General features: G+C 30.8%; 11 protein-coding genes. 4 read left to right on the forward strand and 7 right to left on the reverse strand.

Annotation, left to right across the window (positions count from 1 at the left end):
- Positions 1–78 precede the first annotated feature (78 nt).
- Positions 79–1149 (forward strand): WD40/YVTN/BNR-like repeat-containing protein, encoded by a 1071-nt coding sequence (locus Q4Q39_RS19775; protein ID WP_303284318.1) that lies wholly within the window; start codon positions 79–81, stop codon positions 1147–1149.
- A 93-nt stretch (positions 1150–1242) separates the two neighbouring features.
- On the opposite strand, the gene Q4Q39_RS19780 is transcribed toward Q4Q39_RS19775, so the two are convergent.
- From Q4Q39_RS19780 to Q4Q39_RS19810, 7 genes are all read right to left on the reverse strand, one after another.
- Positions 1243–1680 carry a sensor of ECF-type sigma factor gene (locus Q4Q39_RS19780; protein WP_303284319.1) on the reverse strand — a complete coding sequence of 146 codons (438 nt, stop codon included), beginning with the start codon at positions 1678–1680 and terminating at the stop codon, positions 1243–1245.
- A gap of 13 nt (positions 1681–1693) precedes the next feature.
- Complete coding sequence (locus Q4Q39_RS19785; RefSeq protein ID WP_303284320.1) at positions 1694–2194, reverse strand: hypothetical protein; 501 nt, start codon at positions 2192–2194, stop codon at positions 1694–1696.
- A 36-nt stretch (positions 2195–2230) separates the two neighbouring features.
- Complete coding sequence (locus Q4Q39_RS19790) at positions 2231–2773, reverse strand: RNA polymerase sigma factor (RefSeq protein ID WP_303284321.1); 543 nt, start codon at positions 2771–2773, stop codon at positions 2231–2233.
- A 283-nt stretch (positions 2774–3056) separates the two neighbouring features.
- Positions 3057–4880 carry an ABC transporter ATP-binding protein gene (locus Q4Q39_RS19795; RefSeq protein ID WP_303284322.1) on the reverse strand — a complete coding sequence of 608 codons (1824 nt, stop codon included), beginning with the start codon at positions 4878–4880 and terminating at the stop codon, positions 3057–3059.
- Positions 4880–6610, reverse strand: a complete 1731-nt coding sequence (locus Q4Q39_RS19800) for a phospho-sugar mutase (protein ID WP_303284323.1) — start codon at positions 6608–6610, stop codon at positions 4880–4882. Before Q4Q39_RS19800 ends, Q4Q39_RS19795 begins: the two co-directional genes overlap by 1 nt.
- Positions 6611–6754: 144 nt before the next feature.
- Positions 6755–7705: a glycosyltransferase family 2 protein gene (locus Q4Q39_RS19805; protein WP_303284324.1), complete on the reverse strand. Its 951-nt coding sequence runs from the start codon at positions 7703–7705 to the stop codon at positions 6755–6757.
- 39 nt (positions 7706–7744) lie between these two features.
- Positions 7745–8275, reverse strand: coding sequence for a DUF4199 domain-containing protein (locus Q4Q39_RS19810; protein ID WP_303284325.1), 531 nt, complete (start codon positions 8273–8275; stop codon positions 7745–7747).
- Positions 8276–8434: 159 nt separating this feature from the next.
- On the opposite strand from Q4Q39_RS19810, the gene Q4Q39_RS19815 reads away from it, so the two are divergent.
- The 3 genes from Q4Q39_RS19815 (at position 8435) to Q4Q39_RS19825 (ending at position 11014) form a co-directional block, all read left to right on the forward strand.
- On the forward strand, positions 8435–8686 hold the full coding sequence (locus Q4Q39_RS19815; protein WP_135876988.1) for a type B 50S ribosomal protein L31: 252 nt from the start codon (positions 8435–8437) through the stop codon (positions 8684–8686).
- Positions 8687–8846: 160 nt separating this feature from the next.
- Positions 8847–10022, forward strand: coding sequence for a GlmU family protein (locus tag Q4Q39_RS19820; RefSeq protein ID WP_303284326.1), 1176 nt, complete (start codon positions 8847–8849; stop codon positions 10020–10022).
- A 77-nt stretch (positions 10023–10099) separates the two neighbouring features.
- Positions 10100–11014 (forward strand): TolB-like translocation protein, encoded by a 915-nt coding sequence (locus Q4Q39_RS19825; RefSeq protein ID WP_303284327.1) that lies wholly within the window; start codon positions 10100–10102, stop codon positions 11012–11014.
- Positions 11015–11457: the final 443 nt, after the last annotated feature.

The raw sequence follows: 11457 nt of genomic DNA on the forward strand, positions 1-11457 counted from the left end.
TTAATTCATAATAGTTTTATTGAAAAGCTTCGTGGTTCTTCACGGAGCTTTCTCTATTTTTATAGAAATTTTAATTTCATGAAAAAAGTAGTTGTTTTATTAATAGTAACGGTTGTTTTTTTTGGATTTAAAGAAAGTAATTTATTTGAGTCCCGAAAAATTAATAGCGTCGAAATAAAAACAATTATAAAAGACTCTTTACTAAATGTAAGAGCTTTAGAAATTATTGAAAATATTGATTTTTTGGTTTTTTTAACTTCCAGTGGAAATATAGGAGTTGTATCAATAAAAGACCATGTAGAGCCTGATAAAAAAGTAACTTATCCTATTAAGGTCAAGAGCGATTCGGTTACGCCAAATTTCAGAGCTTTAGCAGGAACTAGTAAACATGGTTTTGGTTTAAGTATTGGCTCACCAGCTTTATTGTTTAAGTTAGATATAGGAAAAGATAAAATAGTATATAAGGAAAATCATCCCAAAGCTTTTTACGATTCCATGGATTTTTGGAATGAGGAAGAGGGAATTGCTATTGGAGATCCAACAGGTAGTTGTATGAGTATCATTATTACTCGAGATGGCGGCGAAACTTGGACTAAATTGTCATGTGATGATTTACCAAAAGCTAAAGAAGGGGAAGCTGCTTTTGCCGCGAGTGATACTAATATCGCTATTGTAGGAGATCACGCTTGGATTGCTACAGGAGGAAAGTCCAGTAGAGTTTTATATTCCCCCGATAAAGGAAAAACGTGGAAGGTTTATAAAACACCAATAGTTCAAGGAGAAGAAACAACCGGTATGTATTCTATCGATTTTTATGATGAACTTAATGGTTTTGCTATTGGAGGTGATTATACTAAGCCAGATGATAACAAAGCGAATAAAATTAAAACGATTGATGGTGGTAAAACCTGGAAGCTGGTTGCTAAAAACGAAAACCCTGGTTACAGAAGTTGTGTGCAATATATTCCAAATAGAATGGGGAAGGAGCTAGTAGCTATTGGATTTAAAGGGATTGATTATAGTAACGATTTTGGAAATTCATGGAAACATTTAAGCGATGAAGGGTTTTATACCATTCGGTTTTTAAATGATTCAATTGCTTATGCTGCTGGAGCAGGTAGAGTCGCTAAATTAACTTTCAGGGAATAAAGAAACATCTCGCTAAGCTTCGCTATATATTTTCAATATAAAGCACATTTTTTTTTCAATAATGCTCGATGTGACAGTTCTTTATTCTCTATTTTATCTCTGGCGTTCTTTATTTTTATAACGTTCTAGCATTTTTCTTTTAAAATCGTCTTCAGCTATTTTTAATAGAATTATTTTTTTTGGAGGCATTATTTTTAGCAATTTAGAAGATAATTCTATACGCTGTTTATGAAGCGCAATTTCAACATCATTTAGCTTAGTAATTAATTCTTTTGCTCTTTTATCTGTTAACGTACTTATATCTTTTTTAATTTCTCGGCGGATATCCCTAATATCTTCATGTCTTATTTTAGATGTAGCTTTATAGTAGTTATTATATATTGGCCAGAATTTCTGTGCTTCTTGCTCTGTTAAGTCTAATTTTTCTGTAATAAAAGAAATTTTAAGCGCTTTTATTTTTTCTCTATTTTGCTGTGCTGAAGTATTCAGCAAAAAGAAAAATAGTAATGTGGGAAGTATGATTTTTTTCATATGCTTGTACTTTTTATTCAAGAATAATATCTTCAATGTCTAGATTATCTAATATATAGGTTTCTACGGTTTCATTTTCATCGTCTTTATATTCTATAAAATTTTCTTCTAACAAATCTTCTTCAAATAATAGTGTAGCAATTTCATAAGAACCAAAATTTTCGTCCATTATATAGTTTTCAACTATTTCTATATCTAAAGCCTCAAAAGTTGGTTTGTTTTCAGGAAAAGAAAGGTTAAATAAAAGTAAAACAGCCGCAGCAATACCAGATATATAAATGATGGCTCTTTTTCTAAACAAAGGAATTCTTTTCGTAGGTGTCTTAGTTGAAACCTTGTTTATAATGACATCTTCCAAAGTATTTAAATAACCTTCAGGTAATTTAAAACCAGAATCGTTTGCTACTTTTTCTAGTTTTATATCACTAAAAATAGCTTCTTCTAAAGAATTAAAATAATCATCTGGAACTTTAAATCCAGTGTTTTTGATGTTATGTAGTTTATCTTGTTTCATTATTTTATTAATAAGACTAGAGATCTTAATAAAGGTTTAATCTTTAGTTAAATACGCTTCAATTTTTTTGACTGCTATATGATACGATGCTTTTAAAGCACCTTCACTTGTCTCAAGAATATCAGACATGTCTTTGTACTTTATATCTTCAAAATATTTCATATTAAAAACCAGTTGTTGCTTTTCTGGTAAAGTGGCAATAGCTTGTTGTAATTTTAGTTGAATGGTGTTCCCTTCAAAATAGATATCAGATGTTAGATTGTTTATTGCTAGTTGTTGTATTTCCTCACTTGTAATTTGTAATCGTTTGGCATTTTTATTAATAAATGTAATTGATTCGTTTGTAGCAATTCGGTATATCCATGAAAACAATTTACTATCTCCTTTAAAGTTGTGAATGTTTTTATAAACTTTAATAAAAGTGTTTTGTAACACGTCATCGGTGTCATCATGTGACTTTACTATATTACGAATGTGCCAATATAAGCGTTCTTTATATAGAGTAATGAGTGTCCTAAAAGCTTTCTCCTTAAGGTTTTCTGATTTTAATTCTTCTAACAGTTGTGTTTCGTTGGTCACAAAAATTATTTAGTCTTTAGACTAATAAATATACGGAAAGTTTAAGTTTTATTTTTATTTTTTATAACTTTTTGAATAACAGTTGTTTATGTGTATTTTTATCGATTAAGTGTATTAAAATAACGATTAAATGCGTTTTTTCTTGTTAGAAAAGGTTTTTTGTATTATGTTTGTAACAGAAACCTACTTATTGTTGTTAGTCGTCCCCAAGTCTACCAATGAACAAAAAAAGGATAGAAACCCAAATCTCTATCCTTTTTTTATTTTAAGCGAATAAATCCTATTACCCGAAGCTTTGCATTTCTACTAGTTTGTAGTAAACGCCTTTTTTATCAATAAGATCTTTGTGTTTTCCTTGTTCGACAATTTCCCCTTTATTAAGCACGACGATTTCATCTGCATTTTGAATGGTAGATAATCTATGGGCAATAACAATAGAGGTTCTATTTTTCATCATATTCTCAAGGGCAACTTGAACTAAACGCTCACTTTCAGTGTCTAAAGCAGAAGTAGCCTCATCTAGAATCATAATAGGAGGGTTCTTTAAAACAGCCCTTGCTATACTGAGTCGTTGTTGTTGACCTCCAGAAACTTTGTCTCCCGAATCGCCTATATTTGTATTTATACCTTTGGGTAAAATTTTAACAAATTCCCAAGCATTAGCTATTTTTAATGCCTCAATAATCTCTTCATCAGTAGCATTTTCTTTACCAATGAGTAAATTGTTCTTTATAGTGTCATTAAACAAAATAGATTTTTGAGTCACCAAGCCAATTAAATTTCTTAAAGAATGTTTTGTTAAGTCTCTAATGTCTTTACCGTCTATAGTTATGTTTCCACTAGTTACATCGTAAAAACGAGTAACAAGATTGGCTATAGTACTTTTGCCACTTCCTGATTGACCAACTAAAGCGACACTCTTTCCTTTTGGTACTTCTATAGTGAACTCTTTTAAGACTAAGTCGTCTTCGTATTTAAAAGATACCTTATTGAGGTTAATAGCTTTAGAAAAATCTGTTTTAGTTTTTGCATTGGGTTTATCTGCTATAGGAGAAGATGTATTCAGAATTTCTAAAACACGTTCAGCAGCAGCATTTCCTTTTTTTACACTATAACTGGCTTTGCTAATGGCTTTAGCTGGAGTTAAAATATTATAAGCAAGTCCCATATAAACAATAAATAAACCAGCTTCGAGGCTTTTTTCATTTAAAACCATTTGTCCTCCATACCATAATAGGATGGCTATAACAAGTATACCTAAAAACTCACTAGTTGGTGAGGCTAGATTTTGACGGTTTAGTAGTTTATTGGAAAATTTATAGAATCTAAGAGTTGAATCTTTGAACTTTTGTCCAAAAATATCTTCAGCATTGAATCCTTTAATTACTTTAAGTCCTCCTAAAGTTTCTTCTATTATTGATAAAAAGTGTCCTTGTTCGGTTTGTACTTTATCTGAGTGTTTTTTTAAACTTTTACCTATTCTAGATATAATAAACCCGGAAACAGGTATAAAAATGAAAACGAATAAAGTAAGTTGTGAGCTTATAAGAAACATGGTAATGATAGTAAAAAGTATCATTAGGGGTTCTTTAACAATAAGTTCTAGAATAGATAGAAAAGACCCTTGAATTTCTTGTACGTCGGTAGTTATTCTAGCAATAGTATCGCCTTTACGTTTATCTGAAAAAAAAGACAAAGGTAAATGAGTGATTTTTTTAAATAACTCATTTCGTATATCTTTAAGAACGCCATTACGCAAAAAAGTTATAAAATACATGGCAAGATAGCCGAAGAAGTTTTTTAATAAAAACATGCATATTACCAAAACTACCATAAAAATAAGAACATCGTCATGCCCATCATTGGCTTTTTGGGTTACAAAATAATTAAGATAATTCTCTAAATAATCTTTTGCATTTGAAATGCCAGTCCAGACAGGTTTGATATTTAGTTGTTTAGTTTTATCGAATAAAACATTAAGCATAGGAAATAGAGAAACCATTGCCAACGTACCAAATAATGCATAAAAAATATTACTGATAATATTTAAAACGGCATAATTTTTATAGGGTTTTGCAAAACGAAGTATTTGCTTGAAGTAATTCATTAATTAAGTTTCATGTCTTTTAAAATAGCATCTATTTTAGATTCTAATTTTGCTTCTGTATCATTAAAAGCCTCTACAGATTCTAAATTATCATTGACGCTAATGTAGAATTTTATTTTAGGCTCAGTACCACTTGGTCTTAACGCTATTTGACTACCGTCTTCTGTATAATAAATTAATACATTAGACTTTGGAATATCGATCGTATTTTCTACACCTGTAATCATATTTTTGGTAATAGATAATAGATAATCTTCAACTTTTACTACTTTCGATCCGTTTACAACAGTTAATGGATTTTCGCGAGCATCAATCATCATTTGTTTAATCTCTTCAGCGCCTTCAATACCTTTTTTAGTTAGGGACACTAGACGCTCTTTGTAAAGTCCATGCTCTACATATAGTTTGATAAGTTCGCTATAAAAAGAACTTCCTATAGATTTAGATTGAGCAGCTATCTCACAGGCTAAAAGTGTTGAGGTGACTGCATCTTTATCTCGAACAAAATCACCGACCATAAAACCAAAACTCTCTTCGCCACCACCAATAAAGTCAAGCTCTGGGAAGTCTTTTATTAATTTAGCGATCCATTTAAATCCTGTTAAAACAATTTTGCTATCCACTTTATAAGCTTCAGCAAGTTTATTTAACATGGGCGTTGAGACTATAGTTGAGGCTATAAATTCTTTTCCTTTAATTTTGCCTTCTGCTTTCCATTGTTTTAATAGGAAATCTGTCATCATTAACATGGTTTGATTTCCGTTAAGCAGTTGTAGTTTATTTTCTGAATTGCGTACTGCAACACCTAATCTATCACAATCTGGATCTGTTCCAATAACAATATCGGCGTTTACATTATTAGCTAATTCTAATGCCATTTTTAAGGCTGCTGGTTCTTCCGGGTTTGGTGATGCTACTGTTGGAAAATCCCCATCTGGAACCTCTTGTTCTTTTACAATATGAACATTTTTGTACCCAGCACGTTTTAACGTTTCTGGAACTGCTGTAATAGAAGTACCATGAAGTGAGGTGAAAACAATATTTAAATTATCTTTTGCCTCTTGCGAAACTCCACAACTGCCATTTTCTACTGAAGCATTGATAAATACATCATCAACATCTTTTCCTATGTAGTGGATAAGGTTGTCATTGGCTTCAAATTTTATATTGGCATAATCAAGATTGTTTATAACTTGTATTAAGGCATCATCATGTGGTGGTACTAATTGACCTCCATCTTGCCAATATACTTTATATCCGTTGTATTCTGGTGGATTGTGTGAAGCGGTTAAAACAATACCACAATGACAGTTTAAATGTTTAACAGCAAAAGATAACTCTGGTGTTGCACGTAAATCTTCAAATAAATAAACTTCAATATTATTGGCCGAAAACACATCAGCAACAACTTTAGCTAGTGTTTTACTGTTGTGTCTACAATCGTAAGCAATAACAGCTTTTGGATTTTCATTTGGAAAAGATTTACGTAAATAATCACTCAATCCCTGAGTGCTTTTTCCAAGGGTATATTTGTTTATGCGATTGGTTCCAACACCCATAATACCACGCATACCACCAGTTCCAAATTCTAAGTCTTTATAAAAACTTTCTTGAATGTCTTTTGGATTATTAGCTATACTATCTTTAATGAATGCTTGTGTATCCGCATCAAAAGTTGGAGTTAGCCATTTATTTATTCTATCTAAAATATTAGGTTCTATGTAAATCATATGTCAATTAAATAAGTGCAAAAATAATCAATTAGTCAGATAATGTGTTTGTTTTTTCTACTGAACTCGCCATTTAACTACGTAAACGTTTTAGTGCTTTAGTAAGGTTATAGTATGCTGTATTTAGGGATCTAAATAATAATTCTAATCAAAATTCAGTTCATTTTTAATAGAATATCGTTTTTTACCTTGTTTAGTACGCAAAATAATTTCACCTAAAAAACCAGCAACAAAAAATTGTGTACCAATAATCATGGTGGAAAGTGCTATATAAAATTGAGGTCGTTGTGTGATAAGCCTTCCTGTAGGATTCAAAAACAATTTATCTATACCTAAATAGAAAGAAAATCCTAAACCGATTGTAAACATAATGAACCCTAATGCACCAAATAAATGCATAGGACGTTTACCAAAACTTGATAAGAACCAAATAGTAATTAAATCTAAAAAACCATGAACAAAACGGTTCATTCCGAATTTTGTTTCTCCATATTTTCTAGCTTGGTGTTGTACTACTTTTTCACCAATTTTTGTAAACCCTGCATTTTTAGATAATACAGGAATATAACGATGCATTTCACCATTGACATCGATATTTTTAACAACGTTTAATCTGTAGGCCTTAAGACCACAATTAAAATCGTTTAATTTTACCCCAGAAGTTTTTCTAGCTGCCCAATTAAATAGTTTTGAAGGTAAGTTTTTGGCAATAACAGAATCATAACGTTTCTTTTTCCATCCAGAAACTAAGTCGAAACCATCGTCTTTAATCATATTGTAAAGTTCTGGTATTTCATCAGGATTGTCTTGCAGGTCGGCATCCATGGTAATTACGACATCTCCTTTAGCCTTTTCAAAACCAGCATGTAGTGCTTGAGATTTACCGAAATTTTTAAAAAACCGAATCCCTTTTACATCATCGTTTTGCGATGCTAATTGAGAAATGATTTGCCAGGAATTATCTGTACTGCCATCATCAATAAAAATAATTTCATAAGAAAAATGATTGGATTGCATAACTTTTGCAATCCAATCATGTAATTCAGATAAAGAGTCTTGTTCGTTTAGTAGTGGTATAACTACAGATATATTCATTTAAATATTTTCAAAATTCAATATTCAAAAATAGCGAATTTATTCTGTGTCTGGATTACTTTTTTTCATTGCAGCAGCAACTATTAATCCGATGATACTAAAAAACACTAAATACCCTGCTAGTCCTTTAGCAATGTTTCCTAACGAATATTGATTTTGAGATTCAATTTGTTCGACAGATTTAGCAATAGCATCACTAGGTGTATTAAAACCCTCAAGCATTTCGATCGTTTTTTCAATGGTTTTTTCTTTTAATACTTCTGCTGCATCCGTATCAATGAAATTGAATAATAAATAAGAAACAAACGTGCTTATAACCAAGCCTATTAAAACAGTGAAAAAATATGAAGTAAAGGCTTCTTTAAAAGAGGCATAGCCGTTTTGGAGTTGTTTCGTTTTTGCAACTGAAATAATACCCAAGACTATTATAACAATTAAAATAAAAATACCATACCACATATTTGTTAGTAAATCTAGGCTTACTGCATATGCAACAACAGTTAAAAGAGCAAGTATTGCTCCTAAATATAATCCATAATTTGAGGCTATAGATTTTAATGATTTTTCCATAATATTTTGTTTAAAACGTTAGTTGATTTGTTAGTGTCCAAATATAAGAAAACGTTACACTAAAGGTTAAAATAAAAAATAACAAAAAGTATTGCGCATTTATAAAAAATGCTTAAATTTGCAGCTCCAAAATTGTAAAGAATAATAAAGCATTTAGTGATGAGAAAAGGTATACATCCAGAAAATTATAGATTAGTAGCATTTAAAGATATGTCTAACGATGATGTGTTTTTAACAAAGTCTACTGCAGATACTAATGAAACTTTAGAGGTTGATGGTGTTGAGTATCCACTTGTTAAAATGGAGATATCAAGAACATCACATCCATATTATACTGGTAAATCTAAATTAGTAGATACTGCTGGTCGTATTGATAAGTTTAAAACTAAATACGCAAAATTTAAGAAATAGTTTAAGCGTAAATCATAAGATAAAATAAAAAAGCCTTTCATTTTTGAAAGGCTTTTTTATTTTATCTAATTGAGTTACTTTTGGATACTTAAAAATTACTTAATATTAACGCGTAAAAACTAGTAACTTTTAACATCATAACTCACAACTTTATTTTTTTATGAATTACATTCTTTTTGATGGATCTTCTCGTAACAATTTGTTACCATTTACATTTACTAGACCAGTAGCGGATATTAGAGTTGGCATATTGACCATTCGTGAAAAATGGGAATTTTTTTTAAAAATGACAACGACTACTGTTACCGAAGATTATTTATCTGATAAATATCCTATGGTGGAAATGGAAGAAAATGTGATGATTAATGCATCATATTTTCCAAATTTAGAGTTGGTTGAAAGAATTAAGGGACTAAAAGAAAATCAGGCCATTTTTAAAGACGAAGCTATTATTGCATTTTTTTCTAAAGAAGGGCAAGATGATATTGATTTTGATCGCTTTGAAATATTTGATTTTGAAGGTGATATTATTAAGATTGAAAATACTTGGGATATTTTTTCTAAAAATGGAGAAGCTATTCAAGAAGATTTTAACTTAATCACAAAAGATAGAACATCACAGCCCATACCATCCAGTAATAATGTTATAGCACCGGAAAATATTTTTGTAGAAGAAGGAGCTAACTTGGAATTTGTGACACTCAATGCTAGTAGCGGGCCAATTTATATTGGTAAAAACGCGGAAATAATGGAAGGGAGCGTGATACGAGGGGCTTTTGCCTTATGTGAATCTGCAGTAGTAAAAATGGCTGCAAAGATTTATGGACCAACTACAATTGGACCTTGTAGTAAAGTTGGAGGAGAGGTTGGTAATTCCGTTTTGTTTGCTAATTCTAATAAAGGCCATGAAGGCTATTTAGGGAATTCTGTTTTAGGAGAATGGTGTAATATGGGTGCAGATACCAATACGTCTAATTTAAAAAATAATTACGCAGAAGTGCGTTTATGGGATTATGAAACCGAGAGCTTTGCAAAAACTGGATTGCAATTTTGTGGTTTAATGATGGGAGATCACAGTAAATGTGGTATCAACACGATGTTTAATACAGGAACAGTTGTAGGGGTTAGTGCCAATATTTTTGGCAGTGGTTTTCCTAGAAATTTTGTGCCAAGCTTTAGTTGGGGCGGTCATAGTGGATTTACTACTTATTTAACTAAGAAAGCATTTGAAGTTGCCGATATTGTTATGTCCAGACGCAATAAGGAATTCACAGAACAAGATCAAGCTATTTTAGAATATGTTTTTGAAGAAACTAAGAAATATAGAAGAGAGTGATTTTTTGAGATGATGCTATAATCAATAGTAATAGATTTAAATTCTAATGATTATATTTGCTTGTAGCACAATGATTTATGCTTAAGCTATTTTATTATATAATCTTTTTAATTGGACTGATAGGTTTTTCCCAAACTAAAAATTTCAGTATTAAAAACTTAGAAATTAACACTGAATATCCGCATTTTGGTTTGATGCCAATTAATGATTCAAAAGTTGTTTTTACTTCATATTTATTAGATAAAAAGGGAAGGCTAAAACGATATGAAGGTAACCCCATCTTAACCATTTTTGAGGGCAACTTATCTGAAGAAGGTCATATCGTTAATGTTGCTCCTATACAAATAGATCCAAAGCAGAACATATCTCATATTACAAGTGCCACGATATCTCCAGATGGGAAACACATTTATTTAGCGACTAATTATACTAGAAAAAATATGCCAAAAGGCAATTTTAATGAAGCTAATTTTCATATTACAGTAGGAGAGTATAAAACTGGCATTGGATGGACTAATTTTAATGTGTTGCCTTTCTGTAAACTTAAATACTCTTATGCCCATCCAGCTTTAAGTAAAGATGGAAAAACGTTATATTTTACCGCTAATATTAGAGGGGGAAAAGAGACCACTAGAGGAGGTTCGGATATATTTAAAGTAGATATTTTAAAGGATGGAAGGTATAGTGAACCAAAAAATTTAGGAAGCAAAGTTAATTCTTATAGTCGAGAGATGTTCCCTTTTATAAGTTCTGATGGCATTTTATATTTTGCATCCAATAGACCCAATGGTTTTGGTGGATTTGATATTTATAAAAGTATTGTGAATGACGAGGGAGTGTTTAAAAAAGCTGAAAAATTACCAAAACCAATAAATAGTAAGCAAGATGATTTTTGCTTGATTGTTGATGTTGAAAAAGGAACGGGGTATTTTTCCTCAAAGCGCCAAGGAGGAAAAGGAGATGATGATATTTATTTTTTTGTAATTAAATGAAGGCGATATATTGCACGATTTTTAAATCTCTATAAACCGAACTCATTTAGGCTTTTTCAATTTGCTAAAAAAAGGCAAGAACTTCTAATTTTCGCTTAAATCCAAAAAGTTTAAATGAGTTTACCAATATTAGGGCGGCTTTATTTAAAGATAGTCATCTATTTTCAATTGTTTTTCTTAGTATTATTTATAGATATCTTAATAAAATTAAGTTTAGAGGCACCAATTTTATGGGCTCCCCCAATATTTTATAGTACTTGGTGTAGTTGAAGAAACTAATTTTTTATTAGTTAACGTGAATCTTGCTTAAGAGTTCAAGATGTCACTTCGGGTGAAATTCTGGAAGAATTTTGTATCGAGAAGCTTTTTGGGGCGAAAATTTACTTGTTTTCGATACGATTTTTTGCAAAAATCACTCAAACTGACATAAATTTTCTTATCCA

Origin of the sequence: Flavivirga amylovorans (assembly GCF_030540875.1) — a bacterium.
GTDB lineage: Bacteria > Bacteroidota > Bacteroidia > Flavobacteriales > Flavobacteriaceae > Flavivirga > Flavivirga amylovorans.